General features: G+C 70.6%; 18 protein-coding genes and 1 riboswitch. Of the genes, 8 read left to right on the forward strand and 10 right to left on the reverse strand.

Annotated features, from left to right (window positions below; translation table 11 throughout):
• Positions 1-2: 2 nt before the first annotated feature.
• Positions 3-998 (reverse strand): carbohydrate ABC transporter permease, encoded by a 996-nt coding sequence (locus tag ACT1U9_RS09715; RefSeq protein WP_444537948.1) that lies wholly within the window; start codon positions 996-998, stop codon positions 3-5.
• Between the two features lie 78 nt (positions 999-1076).
• Complete coding sequence (locus ACT1U9_RS09720) at positions 1077-2363, reverse strand: extracellular solute-binding protein (RefSeq protein ID WP_444537949.1); 1287 nt, start codon at positions 2361-2363, stop codon at positions 1077-1079.
• A gap of 284 nt (positions 2364-2647) precedes the next feature.
• Between ACT1U9_RS09720 and ACT1U9_RS09725 the strand changes: the two genes are divergently transcribed.
• The 6 genes from ACT1U9_RS09725 (at position 2648) to ACT1U9_RS09750 (ending at position 9563) form a co-directional block, all read left to right on the forward strand.
• Positions 2648-3412, forward strand: coding sequence for a GntR family transcriptional regulator (locus ACT1U9_RS09725; protein WP_188275977.1), 765 nt, complete (start codon positions 2648-2650; stop codon positions 3410-3412).
• 151 nt (positions 3413-3563) lie between these two features.
• Positions 3564-3821, forward strand: a complete 258-nt coding sequence (locus ACT1U9_RS09730) for a DUF3311 domain-containing protein (protein ID WP_444537950.1) — start codon at positions 3564-3566, stop codon at positions 3819-3821.
• Positions 3818-5449, forward strand: coding sequence for a monocarboxylate uptake permease MctP (gene mctP, locus ACT1U9_RS09735; RefSeq protein ID WP_444537951.1), 1632 nt, complete (start codon positions 3818-3820; stop codon positions 5447-5449). The genes ACT1U9_RS09730 and mctP overlap by 4 nt, the downstream gene beginning before the upstream one ends.
• A 181-nt stretch (positions 5450-5630) precedes the next feature.
• Positions 5631-5755: riboswitch (cobalamin riboswitch) on the forward strand.
• Between the two features lie 127 nt (positions 5756-5882).
• On the forward strand, positions 5883-8258 hold the full coding sequence (locus tag ACT1U9_RS09740; RefSeq protein WP_444537952.1) for a ribonucleoside-diphosphate reductase subunit alpha: 2376 nt from the start codon (positions 5883-5885) through the stop codon (positions 8256-8258).
• Positions 8258-9271, forward strand: a complete 1014-nt coding sequence (locus ACT1U9_RS09745) for a ribonucleotide-diphosphate reductase subunit beta (RefSeq protein ID WP_444537953.1) — start codon at positions 8258-8260, stop codon at positions 9269-9271. Before ACT1U9_RS09740 ends, ACT1U9_RS09745 begins: the two co-directional genes overlap by 1 nt.
• A gap of 94 nt (positions 9272-9365) precedes the next feature.
• Positions 9366-9563 carry a hypothetical protein gene (locus ACT1U9_RS09750; protein ID WP_444537954.1) on the forward strand — a complete coding sequence of 66 codons (198 nt, stop codon included), beginning with the start codon at positions 9366-9368 and terminating at the stop codon, positions 9561-9563.
• A gap of 64 nt (positions 9564-9627) precedes the next feature.
• Here the strand turns inward: ACT1U9_RS09750 and def are convergent, their stop codons facing one another.
• The 8 genes from def to ACT1U9_RS09790 form a co-directional block, all read right to left on the reverse strand.
• Complete coding sequence (gene def / locus ACT1U9_RS09755) at positions 9628-10260, reverse strand: peptide deformylase (protein WP_444537955.1); 633 nt, start codon at positions 10258-10260, stop codon at positions 9628-9630.
• A 286-nt stretch (positions 10261-10546) separates the two neighbouring features.
• On the reverse strand, positions 10547-11536 hold the full coding sequence (locus ACT1U9_RS09760; RefSeq protein ID WP_361430656.1) for a tetratricopeptide repeat protein: 990 nt from the start codon (positions 11534-11536) through the stop codon (positions 10547-10549).
• A 161-nt stretch (positions 11537-11697) separates the two neighbouring features.
• Complete coding sequence (locus ACT1U9_RS09765; RefSeq protein WP_444537956.1) at positions 11698-12954, reverse strand: HD-GYP domain-containing protein; 1257 nt, start codon at positions 12952-12954, stop codon at positions 11698-11700.
• Positions 12955-13142: 188 nt separating this feature from the next.
• Complete coding sequence (locus tag ACT1U9_RS09770) at positions 13143-14576, reverse strand: HD-GYP domain-containing protein (RefSeq protein ID WP_444537957.1); 1434 nt, start codon at positions 14574-14576, stop codon at positions 13143-13145.
• Positions 14577-14756: 180 nt separating this feature from the next.
• Positions 14757-15050 (reverse strand): mycothiol system anti-sigma-R factor, encoded by a 294-nt coding sequence (gene rsrA, locus ACT1U9_RS09775; RefSeq protein ID WP_188275984.1) that lies wholly within the window; start codon positions 15048-15050, stop codon positions 14757-14759.
• A complete protein-coding gene (locus ACT1U9_RS09780) occupies positions 15047-15691 on the reverse strand; it encodes a sigma-70 family RNA polymerase sigma factor (RefSeq protein WP_188276546.1) in 645 nt (214 codons plus the stop codon). Before ACT1U9_RS09780 ends, rsrA begins: the two co-directional genes overlap by 4 nt.
• Before the next feature lie 304 nt (positions 15692-15995).
• Positions 15996-16628, reverse strand: a complete 633-nt coding sequence (locus ACT1U9_RS09785) for an alpha/beta hydrolase family protein (protein WP_444537958.1) — start codon at positions 16626-16628, stop codon at positions 15996-15998.
• Positions 16629-16709: 81 nt separating this feature from the next.
• On the reverse strand, positions 16710-17525 hold the full coding sequence (locus ACT1U9_RS09790) for an SOS response-associated peptidase (protein ID WP_444537959.1): 816 nt from the start codon (positions 17523-17525) through the stop codon (positions 16710-16712).
• A 61-nt stretch (positions 17526-17586) separates the two neighbouring features.
• Here ACT1U9_RS09790 and ACT1U9_RS09795 point away from each other — a divergent pair, with 61 nt between their 5' ends.
• On the forward strand, positions 17587-18279 hold the full coding sequence (locus ACT1U9_RS09795) for a M50 family metallopeptidase (RefSeq protein WP_444539055.1): 693 nt from the start codon (positions 17587-17589) through the stop codon (positions 18277-18279).
• 26 nt (positions 18280-18305) lie between these two features.
• Entirely contained in the window at positions 18306-19655 is a 1350-nt protein-coding gene (aroA, locus tag ACT1U9_RS09800) for a 3-phosphoshikimate 1-carboxyvinyltransferase (RefSeq protein ID WP_444537960.1), read from the forward strand.

Here is a 19655-nt window from a genome sequence, read left to right on the forward strand (position 1 = left end):
GGTTACTCCACCTCTCCGATCTTCAGCATCTGGCGCATGTAGACCGCGATCACACCGAGCAGCAGCAGCACGGTGAGCAGGGCGATCGCGGAGCCCTGCGAGTAGTCGTTGACCACGAACGCCTTGTCGTACGAGTACGTGGTGAGGAGCTGGAACTCGGGTTCGGGGTGGCCGCCGCGCATCACGAAGACCTGGGGGAAGACCCCCATGTCCCAGATGACGGAAAGCGTCGCCAGCATCACGATGATCGGCTTGAGGATCGGCAGGGTGACGTGCCGGAACACGCCCCAGGCGCCCGCCCCGTCGAGCCGGGCGGCCTCTTCGAGCTCCTTGGGGACCTGGGTGAGGCCCGCGCTGAGCGTGATGACGACGAACGGCACCGCGCCCCACACCACGAGCAGCATGATGACGGCGAGGCCCTGGGTGCCGCTGGCGAACCAGTTGTGGCCGTCCATGTCGACCCCGGGCAACCGGCTGAGCAGCCAGTTCAGTACGCCGAAGTCACTGTCGAACATCCACTTGAAGATGGTGATGGCGACGACGACGGGCATGCCCCAGCTCGCTATGAGGGCGATGTTGACGAGCGTCTTCACCCAGCCGGAGACCCGCTGGAGCAGCAGGGCGATCAGCATGCCGAGCACCATGGTCAGCACGACCGCGGTGAAGGCGAACAGGACCGTACGGACGACGACGGTCCAGAACTCGTTGTCGCTCAGGACGTTGGTGAAGTTGTCGAAGCCGACCGACTCGGGGCTCTTGAATCCCCACAGCTGCGGCTGGCCGAACTTCTGGAAGGACAGGGTGACCAGGCGTACCAGCGGATAGCCGAGTACGACGGCGAGCGCGATCAGGCACGGGGCGAGCAGCGCCCAGGGCACCACCGCCTGGCCCACGCCGCGCTTTCTGCCCGGCCCGTTGGGCTTTTCGGATTCCCCACTCTGTTGTGGGTCGCGCCGCGCGGGCGGCACCTTGGCGGTGGTTGTCTCTGCGGCACTCATCGCGCGCTCCTAGCGGTCCCTCTCCGGTACTGGCCGGGCGAGGGCCCCGTCGCTTCGGACGGGGCCCTCGCCCACAGGTCACTTGGTGTTGATGACCTTGTCGATCGCGGTGTCCGCGTCCTTCGCGGCCTGCTCGACCGACTTCTTGCCGGTGCCGATGGACTGGAGCATGTCCTGGAGGACCTTGGCCTTCTCGACCTGGCCCCAGCCCGGCGCCATGGGCACGAACCAGCTGGACTCGGCCGCGGTGGCGGCGACCGCCGTCTTCGGGTCCGACTTCAGCGGGGCGAGCGCCGTCTTGTTGTTGGGCAGGTTCTGCTTGGCGACGAGGCCCTTCTGGCCCTCGGTGCCGGTGAACGCGTTGATCCACTCGGCGGCGAGGCCCTGCGCCTTGGACTTGACCGGGACGGCCAGGTCGGAGCCGCCGAGGAAGACCGGCATGGCCTTGCCGGACGGGCCGGGCATCACGAACGACTCGATCTTGTCGGCGAGCTTGCCGACCTTGTCGTTCTCCGGCAGGGCCGCGCTGCCGCCCTCCCAGGCGGAGGCGAAGATCAGGCTGGACTTGCCCTGGCCGTAGACGATCGGACGGTCGGACTCGTCCTTCGTCTTGTCGCCGTGCATGTACTTGTCGAGGATGTTCTTGTACTCCGTCAGGCCCTTGAGGGACTCCGGCGAGGACAGGTTCGCCTTGAACTTGCCGCCGTCCTCCTTGGCGATGGAGCCGCCGGCGTCGTACACGTACGACATGGCCGCGTACCAGTCGCGCGAAGGCTGGTACCAGGCGCTGAACTTGTCGCCCTCCTTCGCCTGGATCTTGTCCAGGTCGGCGGTGAGCTCGGTGTACGTCTTCGGCGTGGCGGTGACGCCCGCGCCGGCCGCGATGTCCTTGCGCCAGGTCGCCGTGCGGCCACCGGCGTAGTAGGGGACGCCGTAGGTCTTGCCGTCGTACGTCACGGAGGCCTTGAGGCCGTCCAGCCAGGCGGCGGAGTTGTCGAACTTCGACGGGTCGACCTCGGCGAAGGCGCCCTTGACCGAGTAGGCGAGCATCTCGGTGTTGCCCATCTCGACGACGTCGGGGGCCTTGTCGGTGGCGAGGACCGCGTCGAGCTTGGCGTTCTTGTCCGGCCAGCCGTAGTACTCGTGGCTGATCTTGAGACCGGGGTGCTTGGCGACGATCGCGTCGTCGGCGGCCTTGACCAGGTCCGGCCAGTTCTTCTGGGCGTCGACCGTGAGCCAGACCGTCAGCTGCTTGGCGTCGTTGCCGCCGCCGCTGGCGCCGTCCTTCTTGTCGTCCGAACCACACGCCGCGACGCCGACCAACATGCCCGCGACGCCGATCGCCGCGATGAGCTTGCGCTTCACGCCACCCTCCTCAGGGATGCTGCAACCCCCCGCCCACCGCGAAGACATACGACGTGTACTGCCTGTGGGGCTGGGACCTGGTCTTTAATGGTTTAGACCAGTACCGGGAGCTTGGCCTAGACCTTTAGGGGTGTCAAGGGTGTATAAGAAGGGCTGTCGCGTCCGTTATCGGACCGACACCTGAGAGGGAGGGGACGACCCGTGACCGGTCCGTGCCACCATGTGAGCCGCGACAGACGGAGGAGCCGGTGACGGCAGCAGCGCAGCACTCGGGAGGGCGGGCCATGGCCACCGATGGGAGCGGTACGGAGACTGAGGCGGGCGCCGGCGCCCGGACCGCTCGCGTGCCCAAGTACTACCGCCTCAAGCGGCATCTCCTGGAGATGACGGAGACCCTGCCGCCGGGCACCCCGGTGCCGCCGGAGCGCACGCTCGCGGCCGAGTTCGACACCTCCCGCACCACCGTGCGCCAGGCCCTCCAGGAGCTGGTCGTCGAGGGCCGCCTGGAGCGCATCCAGGGCAAGGGCACCTTCGTCGCCAAGCCCAAGGTCTCCCAGGCACTGCAACTCACCTCGTACACCGAGGACATGCGCGCCCAGGGCCTGGAGCCGACCTCCCAGCTGCTCGACATCGGCTATGTCACCGCCGACGACACGCTCGCGGGGCTGCTCGACATCACCACCGGCGGCCGCGTGCTGCGCATCGAGCGGCTGCGCCTGGCGAGTGGCGAGCCGATGGCGATCGAGACGACCCACCTCTCGGCCAAGCGCTTCCCGGCCCTGCGCCGCTCGCTGGTCAAGTACACCTCTCTCTACACCGCGCTCAACGAGGTGTACGGGGTGCGGCTCGCCGAGGCCGAGGAGACCATCGAGACGTCGCTCGCCACCCCGCGCGAGGCCGGGCTGCTCGGCACGGACGTGGGCCTGCCGATGCTGATGCTCTCGCGCCACTCCATCGACGGCGACGGCGAACCGGTCGAGTGGGTGCGCTCTGTGTACCGCGGCGACCGCTACAAGTTCGTCGCGCGCCTGAAGCGGCCGACCGACTGAGAGGTCGAAGCGGCGCAACGACCGACATGTCCGGCGGCTCGGCCCCGACCTCGCGTCCGGTATCCGGTACAGGGGTTCCCGGGGCGGGATTCCGTCCCCTAGATTGCCTGCGCATTGCACAGGTGAGCAGCGAGGGGACGGGAGCCACCATATGCCGCAGTCCACACAGGAGAGCAGACCGCTGATCACGCCCGTGCGCGTGGTCATCGCCTTCTGCCTGATCGCGCCCTTCGTGGCGATGCTCTGGGTCGGTTCGTACGCGAAGGCCGACCCGGCCTTCATCGGAATCCCGTTCTTCTACTGGTACCAGATGCTGTGGGTGCTGATCTCGACCGCGCTCACCATGCTCGCGTACAAGCTGTGGCAGCACGACCAGCGCACCACCCGCAAGGAAGGTGCGTCGAAGTGACTCTCGCAGCAGAAGGCGGCGTCAACGGCGTCGCGCTCGGCGTCTTCATCTTCTTCTTCCTGGCCGTCACGGTCATCGGCTTCATGGCCGCGCGCTGGCGCAAGGCCGAGAACGAGCAGAGCCTGGACGAATGGGGCCTGGGCGGGCGCTCGTTCGGCACCTGGGTCACCTGGTTCCTGCTCGGCGGCGACCTGTACACGGCCTATACGTTCGTGGCGGTCCCGGCGGCGGTGTACGCGGCGGGCGCGGCCGGGTTCTTCGCCGTGCCGTACACGATCCTCGTCTATCCGCTGATCTTCACGTTCCTGCCCCGGCTCTGGTCGGTCTCACACAAGCACGGCTATGTGACGACCTCGGACTTCGTGCGCGGCCGCTTCGGCTCCAAGGGCCTCTCGCTCGCGGTCGCCATCACCGGCATCCTCGCCACGATGCCGTACATCGCGCTCCAGCTGGTCGGCATCCAGGCGGTGCTCGACGTGATGGGCGTCGGCGGGTCCGGCAACTGGTTCCTCAAGGACCTGCCGCTGCTGATCGCGTTCGCGGTGCTCGCGGCGTACACGTACTCCTCGGGTCTGCGCGCGCCCGCGCTGATCGCGTTCGTGAAGGACGCCCTGATCTACATCGTCATCCTGGTGGCGATCATCTACATCCCGATCAAACTGGGCGGCTTCCACGACATCTTCGCCGCCGCCCGCCACAAGTTCGACACCCCGAACGCGGCAGGCAAGCCCACGGGCGCGCTGGTGCCCGGCGACAAGAGCCAGTGGACGTACGCCACGCTCGCGCTCGGCTCGGCGCTCGCGCTCTTCATGTACCCGCACTCGATCACGGCGACGCTCTCCTCGCGCAGCCGCAACGTCATCCGCCGCAACACCACGATCCTGCCGCTGTACTCGCTGATGCTGGGCCTGCTCGCGCTGCTCGGCTTCATGGCGATCGCGGCCGGGGTCAAGGTCAAGAACGGCCAGCTGGCGATCCCGCAGCTCTTCGAGGACATGTTCCCGGACTGGTTCGCGGGCGTGGCCTTCGCGGCGATCGGCATCGGCGCGCTGGTGCCCGCGGCGATCATGTCGATCGCGGCGGCGAACCTGTTCACCCGCAACATCTACAAGGACTTCATCAAACCGGACGCCTCGCCCGCGCAGGAGGCCAAGGTCTCCAAGCTGGTCTCGCTCGTGGTGAAGGTGGGTGCGCTGGTCTTCGTCCTCACGATGGACAAGACGGTCGCGATCAACTTCCAGTTGCTCGGCGGCATCTGGATCCTGCAGACGTTCCCTGCGCTGGTCGGCGGTCTGTTCACCCGCTGGTTCCACCGCTGGGCGCTGCTCGCGGGCTGGGCCGTCGGCATGGCGTACGGCACGCTCGCCGCGTACGGGGTCGCCTCCCCCACCCAGAAGCACTTCGGCGGCAGCTCCAAGGAGATCCCCGGCATCGGTGAGATCGGCTACATCGGCCTCACCGCGTTCGTCCTGAACGTCGCGGTGACGGTGGTCCTGACGGTCGCCCTGCGGGCCCTGAAGGCCCCCGACGGCGTCGACGAGACGTCCCCGGAGGACTACACGGCGGACGCGGGCGATCCGGGCGTACAGACCGAACTGCCGCCCGCGACGGCGGGCGCCGCGCACTGAACCACCACTGAACACGGCGCCACGCGCGCGTGGCCGACGACGGGCCGCCGGGAGATCCGGCGGCCCGTCGCTGTGTCCTGCGGGAATGCCCGCGCCGCTACGGGAGTTGGGTACTCGGACACCCTCCGAAGCCGCCACGACACAACATGTGGGGGTGGGCTCGAAGCCCGACACAAGATGTATGCTCGTCCTCGCTGTCGCCGCAGGGGAATCCGGTGGAAATCCGGAACTGTCCCGCAACGGTGTACTCGTACGCATTCGCGTACTTGGTTCAGTCCGAGGACCTGCCGACAGCGCGCCCTGGCCGTCCGGTCAAGGGTGCCCAGACGTCCGGGCCTCGCGGAGTGGGCTGGTGGACGCGGCATACCCCTGCGTGGGTGGTCGTGTGCCCGCACCCCTGCTTGGCCCCGTGCCGAGCGAGGAGTGCCCCCACGTGACCATCGCCCCAGCGGATCCCGCTTCAGCGATCGAAGAGCCGGCGGATGCCCCCGGGACCGCCCTGCTGCGGATCCTGACCGACTTCACCGCCGATCTGCCGGACACCGACCCCGGCCGTGTCGCCGCCGCCGCGCTGCGCGGCCGCAACGCGCGCTCGGACGAGGCGGAGCTGCGTGGGCTGGCCACCGAGGCGGCCGCCGGTCTCATCTCCGAGGACCCGGCGTACTCCCGGCTCGCCGCCCGGCTGCTGACGGTCACGATCGCCGAGGAGGCCGCGACCCAGGGCTCGGTGTCGTTCTCCGAGTCGGTCGAGGTCGGCCACCGCGAGGGCCTGATCGCGGACCGCACCGCCGACTTCGTACGGCTGCACCGCGCCCGCCTGGACGCGCTGGTCGAGGCGTCGCTGGCGGAAGGCGCCGACGACCGCTTCGGCTACTTCGGCCTGCGCACCCTCTACTCCCGCTACCTGCTGCGCCACCCCATCACCCGCAAGGTCATCGAGACCCCGCAGCACTTCATGCTCCGGGTGGCCTCGGGCCTGGCGGAGGACGACTCGGTGCGCGCACTGGACCAGGTCGCCGCGCTGTACGGCCTGATGAGCCGCCTGGACTACCTGCCGTCCTCCCCCACGCTCTTCAACTCCGGCACCCGCCACCCGCAGATGTCGAGCTGCTACCTGCTCGACTCGCCGCTCGACGAGCTGGACTCGATCTACGACCGCTACCACCAGGTGGCGCGCCTGTCGAAGCACGCGGGCGGCATCGGCCTGTCGTACTCCCGTATCCGCTCGCGCGGTTCGCTCATCCGGGGCACCAACGGCCACTCCAACGGCATCGTCCCGTTCCTGAAGACGCTGGACGCGTCGGTGGCGGCGGTCAACCAGGGCGGGCGGCGCAAGGGCGCGGCCGCGGTGTACCTGGAGACCTGGCACTCCGACATCGAGGAGTTCCTGGAGCTGCGCGACAACACCGGTGAGGACGCCCGGCGTACGCACAACCTGAACCTGGCGCACTGGATCCCGGACGAGTTCATGCGCCGCGTGGACACGGACGGCACCTGGTCGCTGTTCTCGCCGGCCGACGTGCCGGAGCTGGTCGACCTGTGGGGCGACGAGTTCGACGCCGCGTACCGCAAGGCGGAGGCCGCCGGTCTGGCGCAGAAGACCATCCCGGCCCGGGACCTGTACGGCCGGATGATGCGCACGCTCGCGCAGACCGGCAACGGCTGGATGACCTTCAAGGACGCCTCCAACCGCACCGCCAACCAGACGGCGGAGCCCGGTCACACCGTCCACTCCTCGAATCTCTGCACGGAGATCCTGGAGGTCACCGACGACGGCGAGACGGCGGTCTGCAACCTCGGCTCGGTCAACCTCGGCGCGTTCGTGCTGGCCTCCGGCGAGATCGACTGGGAGCGCCTGGACGAGACCGTCCGCACCGCCGTGACGTTCCTCGACCGCGTCGTCGACATCAACTTCTACCCGACCGAGCAGGCCGGCCGCTCCAACGCCAAGTGGCGTCCGGTGGGCCTGGGCGCGATGGGTCTGCAGGACGTCTTCTTCAAGCTGCGCCTGCCCTTCGACTCCCCCGAGGCGAAGGCCCTCTCCACCAGGCTCGCCGAGCGCATCATGCTCACCGCGTACGAGGCGTCCTGCGACCTCGCCGAGCGCTCCGGCCCACTCCCGGCCTGGGACAAGACCCGCACGGCCCGCGGCGTCCTGCACCCCGACCACTACGACGTCGAGCTGAACTGGCCCGAGCGCTGGGCGGCCCTGCGCGAGCGGATCGCCGCCGTGGGCATGCGCAACTCGCTGCTGCTCGCGATCGCCCCGACCGCGACCATCGCGTCCATCGCGGGCGTGTACGAGTGCATCGAGCCGCAGGTCTCCAACCTCTTCAAGCGCGAGACGCTGTCCGGTGAGTTCCTCCAGGTCAACGGCTACCTGGTCGAGGACCTGAAGAAGCTCGGCGTGTGGGACGCGCAGTCCCGCGAGGCGCTGCGCGACGCCAGCGGATCGGTCCAGGACTTCAGCTGGATCCCCGCGGACGTGCGCGCCCTGTACCGCACGGCCTGGGAGATCCCGCAGCGCGGCCTGATCGACATGGCGGCGGCCCGCACGCCGTTCCTGGACCAGTCGCAGTCGCTGAACCTGTTCCTGGAGACGCCCACCATCGGCAAGCTGTCGTCGATGTACGCGTACGCCTGGAAGCAGGGTCTGAAGACGACGTACTACCTGCGTTCGCGCCCGGCGACCCGGATCGCCCGCGCCGCCCAGGCCAGCGCCACCATCCCCGTCCAGCAGGCGGCCCCCGACGCCGACGCGATCGCCTGCTCCCTTGAGAACCCCGAGTCCTGCGAGGCCTGCCAGTAATGACCGCCGAGAACAAGAACCTGCTCGACCCGGGCTTCGAACTGACCCTGCGTCCGATGCGCTACCCGGACTTCTACGAGCGCTACCGGGACGCGATCAAGAACACCTGGACGGTGGAGGAGGTCGACCTCCACTCCGACGTCGCCGACCTCGCCAAGCTGTCGCCGGGTGAGCAGCACATGATCGGCCGCCTGGTCGCGTTCTTCGCGACGGGCGACTCGATCGTGGCGAACAACCTCGTGCTGACGCTGTACAAGCACATCAACTCCCCCGAGGCGCGGCTCTACTTGAGCCGTCAGCTCTTCGAGGAGGCCGTGCACGTCCAGTTCTATCTGACGCTGCTCGACACGTACCTGCCCGACCCGGAGGACCGCGCGGCCGCGTTCGACGCGGTGGAGAACATCCCCTCCATCCGCGAGAAGGCGCAGTTCTGCTTCAAGTGGATCAACGAGGTCGAGAAGCTGGAGCGCCTGGAGACGAAGGCCGACCGCCGCCGCTTCCTGCTCAACCTGATCTGCTTCGCGGCGTGCATCGAGGGCCTGTTCTTCTACGGCGCCTTCGCGTACGTGTACTGGTTCCGCTCGCGCGGTCTGCTGCACGGCCTCGCGACCGGCACCAACTGGGTGTTCCGCGACGAGACGATGCACATGAACTTCGCCTTCGAGGTCGTGGACACCGTCCGCAAGGAGGAGCCGGAGCTCTTCGACGACGCGCTCCAGCAGCAGGTCACCGACATGATCAAGGAGGCCGTCGAGGCGGAGCTCCAGTTCGGCCGCGACCTGTGCGGCGACGGTCTGCCGGGCATGAACACCGAGTCGATGCGCGAGTACCTCCAGTGCGTCGCCGACCAGCGCCTCCAGCGCCTCGGCTTCGCCCCGGTGTACGGCTCGTCGAACCCGTTCTCCTTCATGGAGCTCCAGGGCGTCCAGGAACTGACGAACTTCTTCGAGCGCCGCCCGTCCGCCTACCAGGTGGCGGTCGAGGGCTCGGTGGGCTTCGACGAGGACTTCTGATCCGCGCCCGGCGGAGCGGCCGAAGAGGCTGGTCAGCCGGGTGAAGGTGTCGTAACGTGATCTTCACCAAATGCACAGACTCTGGGGGAAGTTCATGTCCCGTACCACCCGTCTGATCGCCACCGCGGGTCTGACCGCGCTGCTCGCCGCCGCGGGCACCGCGACCGCGTCGGCCGCCCCGACGTCCATCGGCTGGGACACCCCGACTCCGCAGTCCATCGGCTGGGACGCCCCCGCGCCGCAGTCCATCGGCTGGGACACGCCCGCGCCGGGGTCCATCGCCTGGGACTAGGCACCGTGAACCGAAGGGCCCCGCACCAGGGTTGGTGCGGGGCCCTTCGGCTGCGTGCGAACGCTTACGCGTTGGGCACGACCTCATAGCGCGGGGTGTTCTCCGCCATCTGCTTCAGCGCGTCCTTGCGGTCGCGCTTCGAGAGGCGGTCGATGTACAGGTAGCCGTACAGGTGGTCCGTCTCGTGCTGGAGGCAGCGGGCGAAGTAGCCGGTGCCGCGCACGCGGATCGGGTTGCCCTCGGCGTCCTGGCCGCTGACGACCGCGTAGTCCGGGCGGGCCAGCTCCGCGTAGGCCGTCGGGACCGACAGGCAGCCCTCGTTGGACTCGTCCAGGACGCGGCGGTCGGCCGGCAGCTCCTCCAGGACCGGGTTGCACACGACGCCGACGTGGCGCACGCCGTCGTCGTCCATGCAGTCGTAGACGAAGACCTTGAGGTCGACACCGATCTGGTTGGCGGCCAGGCCCACGCCCTCGGCGGTGCGCTGGCTGGCGAACATGTCGTCGACCAGCGCGGCCAGCTTGTCGTCGAACTCGGTGACGTCCTTGCACTCCTTGTGCAGCACCGGGTTGCCGACGACCGTGATCGGCCGGGACGTGCCCCGCGCGCGGTACGCCTCCTCGCGCTCCTCGCAGTCCTCCGTGTCGACGACGAACCCGTCGTTCTCGACCTGCTGGTCCGTCTCCTGCTGCGACATCTGTGCCGTACGCCTTCCTGGATTCCCGAGTCCGAACCCGTACAGCCTAGGGCCTGTCCGGCGGATCTGGTCGGCCTACGGTCCCGGGCGGCCTTTCGGTGCTGGTGAGCGGGGGTCTGGTGCGTGCAGCTGCAAGGCGGAGGAGGGCGGCGACGCGATGGGGGTGCCCCCTGTTCGAGCGGAGCCGAGAACTTGGGGGAGTCGGCAACCGACGACAACGCCGCAGATGCGCGTGCCAGACCCCCGCGTGCCGACCAGATCCGCCGGGCAGGCCCTGAGGGCACCCTCAGCAGACTTCTTCGAGATCCCGCCACTCGCGGCTGTCGGGGCTGTCCGCGACCCAGCCGTCGAGCAGGCCGCGGACCAGGCCGGGGGGCGCCGCGATGCCGCACTCGCGCTCCGGCACCCACAGCTCGCCGGCGGTGCGGTGGCCGAGGGGGCCCGGATGGCCCGGCTCGCTGTGGTCGTGCGGGTCCAGGTGCTCGCCGTCGCCCTCGTCGCTGGGCATCCGCGACTCCGAGCAGGCCCGGCACAGCAGCCGCACCGACGAGGACCAGTCCTCGGCGGCGAACCCGGCGTCGGCCGCCAGGCGCTCAAGCGCGTCCCGGTCGGCCTCGGTGGCGGCCTCCAGGAGCACCACCCAGGTCGGCACCGGCGAGGGCGCCCACAGCTCGATCTCGTCGAAGACGGGGAAGGACGGCCCGGCCGCGACCGTGCGCTCGCCGTGCGGCACCCCGTCGTGCAGCACCACTTCGCCCCAGCGCCGCCCGGACGAGGGCAGCGGGATCGACAGGACCTCGATGCGCGCCGGGTCCAGCCTGCGGCCCCACACGACCTCGGCCTCGCCCTCCGGGGAGAGCCGCACGGCCGCGCTGCCCAGCTCCATGCCGGACGGCTCGCCGGTGCCGGTGGCGGTCTCCTGGTAGCCGCGCACCTTGAGGCCGTACGCCTGCCAGGCGCGGCGGGCCAGCGGCCAGTCCTGGAGGGCGGTGGCGGCGATCCCGACGTTCCACCAGTCGGGGGCGCCGGTCTCCTTGTCGAGCAGCGCGACGGCCCGCAGGCCCGCGGCGCGCGCCTGCTCCCAGTCGTGCCGGAACTTGTGCAGCAGCGCCAGGTTGAACCAGGACTCGGAGAGCCAGGGCTCCAGGTCGGCGGCGCGCGTCAGCAGCGCGCCGGCGTCCTCGTACCTGCCGTCGCCGATCAGCGTGAACGCACGGTCCGTGGCCTGCCGCCACGAGGCGGAGGGCCGGTGCCGTCCCTTGCCGAAGATCCTCACGATTCCCGCCTGCCCAGACCGACCTGCCTCCGGTCTTTCGTCGCCCAGTTTTCTGGGTTCTTTCGCATCCAACCATGCCCGGCCGGAAGGCCGCTCATTACTCCTGGGTTACCCAGCGGCCACGGGCGTAAGACGCCCGGGTCCACTCCCGCCGCAGGTCCTCAGCCGGGGCCCGGCGGGCCGCCCCGCTGATGGGCCAGGACCCGGGCCAACGATTCCACGACCTCGGGCTGATAGTCGCGTCCGGTGCCGAGTCGCAGTTGCTCCAGGGCGCTCAGGGAGCCTCCTGGGCCCCCGGGTGCCCCCGCGAGGTCGTCGTAGGCGTTGACGGCCCGCACGATCCGGGCGGGCAGCGGCTGCTCGCGGTACGGGTCGGCCTGGCGCTCCACGATCACCGCGACCTCGGCGGGCACGCCGGTCTGGCGCACCACGGCCCCGCCGAGCAGGGCGATCCGGCGCTGCTCGGCGGGCGGCAGCGGTGCGGTGGCCCCGGCGGGCACCGGGTCGACGAGCGAGAGCTGCCCGATGTCGTGCATCAGGGCCGCGTACTCCAGCACGCCCAGCTCGGCCTCGGATAGCCCCAGCTCGCGCCCCACGGCCCGGCTCAGCCGCGCCACCCGGCGGGCGTGGCCCGGCTGGGTGTACCCGGCGATCTCGGTGGCGCGGGCGAGCGAGGTGATGGTCTGCCGGTAGGTGGTGCGCACCGCCGCGTACCGCCTGAAGGCCAGCTGGGTCAGCAGCAGCGGTACGCAGAACACCGGCAGCGCCCACAGCCCGGCCACGGCGACCGCGAGCGCGATCACGGCGCCGGTCGCGCAGACCGCCGAGCCGATGCCGAGCAGCGCGCGCAGCTCGTCGCGCAGGACCGGCCCGTACGGGAAGGAGGTGCGGGCCCGCAGCAGCGCCGCGGCGAGCACCGCGTCGCACAGCGCGGTGAGCACCAGGACCAGAAGCAGGAACAGCGCGTAGTACGGGCCGTCGCCGGTCCGGCGGGCCAGGATTCCGGAGTTGTACAGCGGCTGGAAGCAGACGGCCGCGAAGGCGACGGTGAGCACCCGCCGGGCCACCTGGTCCGGGCTCGGCCCCCGGCCGAGCGCCACATGGGGCACGGCGCCGACGAGCGCGGCCGCGAGCACCACGGCGACGACCTGGAGGACGCCGTGGTGGGTGGGGCTGCCGCCGTTCTCGCCGAGCAGCGCGTACGCGAGGGCCCCGGCCGAGCCGAGCGGCGCGGACTCGCGCTCCTGCTCCCGGTCCTGGCCCCGGGCCCGCCACCGCGCCAGCTCACCGACGGTGACCAGCGCCCCGAAGGCCAGCGCGACCCCGGGCTCCACCACCCCGCACCAGAGAGTCCGCCCCAGCGCCCACACGGCGAGCGCGGCGGCGGCCGCGTACACGGCGACGACGGTGAACGGCACGCGGTACGCGCGCGTGCGGTGCGGTGGTCTTCGCGACGCGCGCGTGGCGGGCGCGCGGGTAGGCACCCCGCCGGGTAGCCCGGCGAACTCCCCGCCCGGCCCCCGGCCCACAGCCCCGTCCAGTCCCTCGGCCGCCGCCCCGGCGTACTCCCCGGCCCCGCCAAGCTCCCCGGCCTCCTCCGTCCCCGTCACCCGAAACCGCCGCGCCCAGCGGCATTGCGCGGAACCCCCGCCAGCACCTGTCCGTTCGAGTCAACAGGGGGGCACACCGCCGAGACGTTTCCGCGCCCCGTACGCACCGCCCCCTCCGGCTCGTCCGCCGTCACCGCCGGGTGCCAGCCGTGCCGCTCGACCGCGCGCACCAGCGCCCGCACCATCTGCGGGTCGAACTGGCGCCCCGCGCACCGCTGAAGCTCCTCGACGGCCGCCTCGACGGGCCGGGCGCGCCGGTAGGAGCGGGTCGACGTCATCGCGTCGAAGGCGTCGGCGACGGCCACCACGCGGGCGAACTCGGGGATCTGGGGACCGGCGAGCCCGTACGGGTAGCCGCTGCCGTCGAGCCGTTCGTGGTGGTGCAGGATCGCGGCGCGCGCCTCCCCGAGGAAGCCGATGCCGCGCACCATCTCATGCCCGTACTCGGGGTGCAGCTCGATCACCGCGCGCTCCTGCGGGGTGAGCGGGCCCTCCTTGCGCAGCAGCCGGGTGGGCACCCCCAGCTTGCCCACGTCGTGCAGGATCCCGGCGAACCGCAGCACCTCCAACCGGCCTTCCTCCATGCCGAGTTCACGCGCGATCAGCACCGAGGCGAGGCCGACGCGCTCGCTGTGGCCGCGCGTGTAGGTGTCCTTGATGTCGACGGCCTGGACCAGGGCGCGGATGGTGGCCTGGTGGGCGGCGTGCTCGCGGTGGTACTGCGTGAAGACCCAGCACGACACGTACATCGGCAGCAGCACGAGCAGCGCCGAGGGCGGTCCGTACCGGCTGCGCCAGAGCACAGCCATCATCAGCCCGGCGAGGCCGTGCACGCAGTACGGGGCCAGGGAGCGCAGCAGCAGCCCGCGCCAGGCGGTCCGGGCGGGCAGCCGCTCGGCGGTCCACAGGATCAGCCCGTCGAGCGCGGTCAGGACGAGACAGAAGACCAGAGCCGCGGCCCCGGCGGGCAGCAGGGCGTACGGGAAGTCGGGCGCGGGCGTGCGAGCCGCGGAGCCCAGCGCCGCGCGCCCGCCGAGCAGTTCGTGCGCCCCGGCCGCGGCGCACACGGCAAGCGCCAGTTGCGCGGCCCGCCAGATACGGCGCACGGCCCGGGGCGGCTCGTAGACGGGCGCGAGCAGCGCGCCGGGCACGGCGACCAGCGCGGCGGCCGCAGGTGGCAGCAGGAACGCGGCGGCGAGCAGCACCGGGAAGAACGAGCCGGACACCGGCGGCACGCTGACCCGGCCCAGGAGCAGCGGGCAGCGCGCGGGCCACTCACAGAGCGCGTAGAGACCCGCGAGCAGCCCCAGCGCGCCCCAGGGCACCGGCCCGAGCGCCAGGGGCAGCGCGCACGCCCCTGCGGCCACGACAACGCCCAGGAGCGCGGCACGCGCCCCCCATGGCATGGTCCGTGGCTGCGATCCGTCCATGGCGCGCCTCCCTCCTGCTCCGGATCGGGAGGATAGGCCCGCGCGGATCGGCGAGTAGGCGCATTGTCGGATTGAACCGTTTTCAGTCCCGCCGGATTAGCACCTTCGAGTGACGAAAGGGGCCGCAACGCATGGTTGCGGCCCCTCTGTTCACGCTTCAGCTGTGGATCAGCCCAAGTCTCAGCCCTCGGCGACGATGTCCTGGTCGGGCACCGCCTGGCCGGAGCGGATCAGATCGATCCGGCCCATGACCTTCGACCTCAGGTCGGCGGGGACGTCGTCCGACCCGCAGCACCGCTTGACCAGCTTCTTCACGGCCTGTTCGAGCCCGTACTTCTCCAGGCACGGCGAGCACTCCTCGAAGTGCGTCTCGAACTTGTTGCAGTCGCTGTCGGGCATCTCGTGGTCGAGGAACTCGTAGAGATGGTCCAGGACCTCAGAGCAGTCCGTCTCGTGCGGCTCTCCGCAGCTCATGAGCCCGAGCCTTTCGCTTCGTCCGAATCGCCGGCGCCGGCCGGGACGAGCCCGCGGTCACGGGCGTAGTCCTCCAGCATTCCGCGCAGTTGGCGGCGGCCCCGGTGCAGCCGGGACATCACCGTACCGATGGGTGTACCCATGATGTCCGCGATCTCCTTGTACGCAAAGCCCTCTACGTCCGCGAGATACACGGCGATACGGAACTCCTCCGGAATGGCCTGGAGGGCTTCCTTCACATCGGAGTCGGGCAGGTGGTCCAGTGCCTGGGACTCGGCCGAGCGCAGACCGGTCGACATGTGCGACTCGGCGCGCGCGAGCTGCCAGTCCTCGATCTCCTCGGCGGCGCTGCGCTGGGGTTCGCGCTGCTTCTTCCGGTACGAGTTGATGAACGTGTTGGTGAGAATCCGGTAGAGCCAAGCCTTGAGGTTCGTCCCCTCCCGGAACTGGTGGAAGGATCCGTACGCCTTGGCGTACGTCTCCTGCACCAGGTCCTCGGCGTCCGCCGGGTTGCGCGTCATGCGCAGCGCCGCCGAGTACATCTGGTCGAGGTAGCCGAGGGCATCCCGCTCGAAGCGCGCGTTGCGCTCGGCGGTCGACTCTTCCACGTGGCCGTCGTCGGTCCCTGTGACCGGACCCACCTCCTCGAACGGTGTGACGAGTCCGAAGCTGGACCCGCTCGAATCGGAGGATAGACGACGATCCGGTCCGCCCGCCGCTCGAATAGGAGCGGTCTTCGCCGCCGACAGCACCGTCCACTCCAGGTCAGCGGCGTGCGAGCGGCTGGGGCAGATGGTCGAACCCATGCGACGGACTCCCTCTCCACATAAGGCCAGGCTTGCGATTGCGTATGTCCTCACAACAGCGGCCCGGCACCCGGCATTCCCGGGGCTCCGCCCGCCGCTGCCGGGGGGCCACTTGGGGTTCCCCGGGGTTACCGGCGGGTCAGCCGAGCCCGGCCGCCCAGCGCCCGACGCCGTCCGTGATCACCCGCAACGCCTCGTCCTGGCCGATGTCCGCCCGCTTGGGCACCGCGAAGGAGTGGTCCCCGAAGGGGACTTCGACCAGCTCGTACTTTCCGGCCGGGAACTCCCCGGGGCGGCCGAACGGATCGTTTCCGCCCTGGACCACGAGGGTGGGCACGCCGGCCCCGAGCAGTTCGTCCGCGCGGGACTTCTCGGGCCTGCCGGGCGGGTGCAGCGGAAAACTCAGGGCGAGCACCGCGTGGGCGCCGAGCTCCGTGGCGAGGCGGCAGGCCACGCGCGCGCCCGCGCTGCGCCCGCCCGCGACGACCGGCAGCCCGGGTTCGGTGAGCGCGGGCCACACCCCGCGCCACCCGGTGTCGAGGGTCTTGGGTGCGGGCGCCACCTTCTTGCCGGCTACCCGCCAGGGCTGCTCGACGAGCGCGACGCTCACCCCGAGCGCGGGCAGTGTCCCGGCCAGCGCCTGAAGGTCCCGCGCCTCGATCCCGCCCCCGGCGCCGTGCCCGAGGGCGAACACGAGCCGGGCCTTGGCGGCCTTGTGCCAGGTGATCCGGGCATCACCGGCTGCTGTCGCTACTACGTGGGTGGTGGTCACCGTCACATAGTGCATGGGCCGCGACTATTGCAGGGGCTCACACTCGGAGCAGCGGGCGGCTCGGACAGAACAGCGGGCGGCTCAGAACAGCGTGCCCTCCTCCGGCCCCGACAGTTCCTTCAGCAGCTCCGGCCCGTTGTTGCGCACATTGCTGACCGCCGTCGACACCGCGTACGCCCGCATCAGCCCTTCCGGCGGCGGCGCCAGCAGTCCGCGCAGCGACTCCACGTCCGTGGTGGACGGGTCCAGCCACTCGGCCCAGCGGTCCGGGGTCAGCATCAGCGGCATCCGGGGGTGGATCTCCGTCAGCGAGGAGGGGCCGTCGGCCGGGCCCACGCCCAGCGGGCCCGTCTCCGCCTCCGTGGTGATCACCGAGCAGGTCGCCCACCAGGCCGCCGGATGGTCGTCCGGCAGCGTCCGGTCGCGCCAGAACTCGTAGATCCCGGCCATGGCGAACACCGATCCGTCGGCGGGCGAGATGAAGTACGGCTGCTTGCGCGGCCGCTTCTTCCTGCCCTCGACCTCCAGCTCCCGCTCGTCCGCCCCGGTGACCCACTCGTAGTAGCCGTCGGCGGGCAGGATGCAGCGGCGGGCCGCGAACGCCTTGCGGAAGGACGGCTTCTCGTGGACCGTCTCCGCGCGCGCGTTGATCATCCGCGCCGCGCCCTCCGGCGACTTCGCCCAGGACGGGACGAGCCCCCACTTCAGCTTGCGCAGCTGGCGAACCGGACGCCGGTCATCCGCGTCTTTCAGTGGGCGCTCAAGGACCGCGTAGACCTCCTTGGTCGGGGCCACGTTCCAGTCCGGTTCCAGGCTCTCCTGGGGATCCCACTTCTCTATTTCAAAGACTCCCGCGAGATCCTCGGGCCTACGACTCGCTGCATACCTCCCACACATGACAGCAACCCTGCCACGCGGCAGCCGATCAAGAGGAGCCGTCCCGGAAATGCCCGGCAAAATGCCCGACCTGCACGTCTTCGGCACCCAGGCCGCACCGGCCCAGTGGCTGGTCGTCGTCACCGGGATAGCGGCGCTCGCCGTCGTCGTCCCGCACGGCGTCTGGCGCCTCTCGCGCAACGCGATCACCATCGCCCACGAGGGCGGCCACGGCCTGGTCGCGCTCCTGACCGGCCGCCGCCTCGACGGCATCCGGCTGCACTCCGACACCAGCGGCCTCACGGTGAGCCGGGGCAGGCCGACCGGCCTCGGCATGATCCTGACAGCGGCCGCCGGATACACCGCTCCCCCGCTGCTCGGCCTGGGCGGCGCCTATCTGCTCGCCGCGCACCACGTCACCCTGCTGCTCTGGCTCGCCACAGCCCTGCTCATCGCGATGCTGGTGATGATCCGCAACGCGTACGGCGTGCTCACCGTGGTCCTCAGCGGCGCCGCGTTCCTGCTGGTGTCGTGGCTGACCTCGCCCGATGTGCAGTCGGTGTTCGCGTACACCGTCGTGTGGTTCCTGCTGCTCGGGGGCGTACGGCCGGCCTTCGAGCTCCAGGGCAAGCGCAGGCGCCACAACAGCGGAGATTCCGACGCGGACCAGCTGGCCCGGCTCACCCACGTACCACCGGCGCTGTGGCTGTTCATGTTCCACGCCGTCTCGGTCTGCTCACTCATCGGCGGCGGCAGGTGGCTGCTCGGACTGTAGCTTCTCCCCCCACTAAAGTGAGACCCATGACCGAAACGCCCGTCCACCCCGCCCTCTGGCCCGCTCCTGTCGCAACCGGGGCCGTCGACGCGACGGTCACCGTGCCCGGCTCGAAGTCGGTCACCAACCGCGCCCTCGTGCTGGCCTCGCTGGCCGCCGAGCCCGGCTGGCTGCGCCGGCCCCTGCGCTCCCGCGACTCCCTGCTGATGGCCGAGGCACTGCGTGCCCTGGGCGTCGGAATCGAGGAGACGGTGTCCTCCAGCTCCACCCCGGCGGGCGACCCCGACGGCTCCGGCGAGGCCTGGCGGGTCATCCCGGCCGGTCTGCACGGCCCGGCCACCGTCGACGTCGGCAACGCCGGTACGGTCATGCGCTTCATGCCGCCGGTCGCCGCCCTCGCCGACGGGCCGGTCCGCTTCGACGGCGACCCGCGCTCGTACGAGCGACCCCTCAATGGGGTGATCGACGCGCTGCGCGTGCTCGGCGCCCGGATCGACGACGACGGCCGGGGCGCGCTCCCGATGACCGTGCACGGCGGCGGCGCCCTGGACGGCGGCCGGGTCGAGATCGACGCGTCCTCGTCCTCCCAGTTCGTCTCCGCGCTGCTGCTCTCCGCGCCCCGCTTCAACCAGGGCGTCGAGGTACGGCACGTCGGCGGCTCGCTGCCGTCGATGCCGCACATCCGGATGACCGTCGACATGCTGCGCCAGGTCGGCGCGCAGGTGGACGAGCCGGAGACCGGCGGCGAGCCGAACGTGTGGCGGGTCTCCCCGTCCGCGCTGCTCGGCCGCGACCTCACCATCGAGCCGGACCTCTCCAACGCCCAGCCGTTCCTGGCGGCCGCCCTGATCACCGGCGGCAAGGTGACCATCCCGGACTGGCCCGAGCGCACCACCCAGCCGGGCGACCAGCTGCGCCGCATCTTCACGGAGATGGGCGGTTCCTGCGAACTCACCGACCGCGGCCTGGTCTTCACCGGCTCCGGCTCGATCCACGGCATCGACGTGGACCTGAGCGAGGTCGGCGAGCTGACCCCGGGCATCGCGGCGGTCGCGGCGCTCGCCGACTCCCCCTCGACGCTGCGCGGCGTCGCGCATCTGCGGCTGCACGAGACCGACCGGCTCGCGGCGCTCACCAAGGAGATCAACGAGCTCGGCGGCGATGTCACCGAGACCGAGGACGGGCTGCACATCCGCCCGCGCCGACTGCACGGCGGGATCTTCCACACCTACGACGACCACCGCATGGCGACGGCCGGTTCGATCATCGGCCTCGCCGTCGAGGGCGTACAGATCGAGAACGTGGCGACGACCGCCAAGACCCTGCCCGACTTCCCGCGGATGTGGACCGAGATGCTGGCCGGGGCCGGAAACTGA

This window comes from Streptomyces sp. BR1, from assembly GCF_052373795.1.
Lineage (GTDB): Bacteria > Actinomycetota > Actinomycetes > Streptomycetales > Streptomycetaceae > Streptomyces.

Coding starts and splice junctions, on each gene's coding strand:
- ACT1U9_RS09715 (WP_444537948.1), bottom strand. CDS start 998: ATGAGTGCCGCAGAGACAACCACCGCCAAGGTGCCGCCCGCGCGGCGC.
- ACT1U9_RS09725 (WP_188275977.1), top strand. CDS start 2,648: ATGGCCACCGATGGGAGCGGTACGGAGACTGAGGCGGGCGCCGGCGCC.
- ACT1U9_RS09730 (WP_444537950.1), top strand. CDS start 3,564: ATGCCGCAGTCCACACAGGAGAGCAGACCGCTGATCACGCCCGTGCGC.
- ACT1U9_RS09745 (WP_444537953.1), top strand. CDS start 8,258: ATGACCGCCGAGAACAAGAACCTGCTCGACCCGGGCTTCGAACTGACC.
- ACT1U9_RS09750 (WP_444537954.1), top strand. CDS start 9,366: ATGTCCCGTACCACCCGTCTGATCGCCACCGCGGGTCTGACCGCGCTG.
- def (WP_444537955.1), bottom strand. CDS start 10,260: ATGTCGCAGCAGGAGACGGACCAGCAGGTCGAGAACGACGGGTTCGTC.
- ACT1U9_RS09770 (WP_444537957.1), bottom strand. CDS start 14,576: ATGGACGGATCGCAGCCACGGACCATGCCATGGGGGGCGCGTGCCGCG.
- rsrA (WP_188275984.1), bottom strand. CDS start 15,050: ATGAGCTGCGGAGAGCCGCACGAGACGGACTGCTCTGAGGTCCTGGAC.
- ACT1U9_RS09790 (WP_444537959.1), bottom strand. CDS start 17,525: ATGTGTGGGAGGTATGCAGCGAGTCGTAGGCCCGAGGATCTCGCGGGA.
- ACT1U9_RS09795 (WP_444539055.1), top strand. CDS start 17,587: ATGCCCGACCTGCACGTCTTCGGCACCCAGGCCGCACCGGCCCAGTGG.
- aroA (WP_444537960.1), top strand. CDS start 18,306: ATGACCGAAACGCCCGTCCACCCCGCCCTCTGGCCCGCTCCTGTCGCA.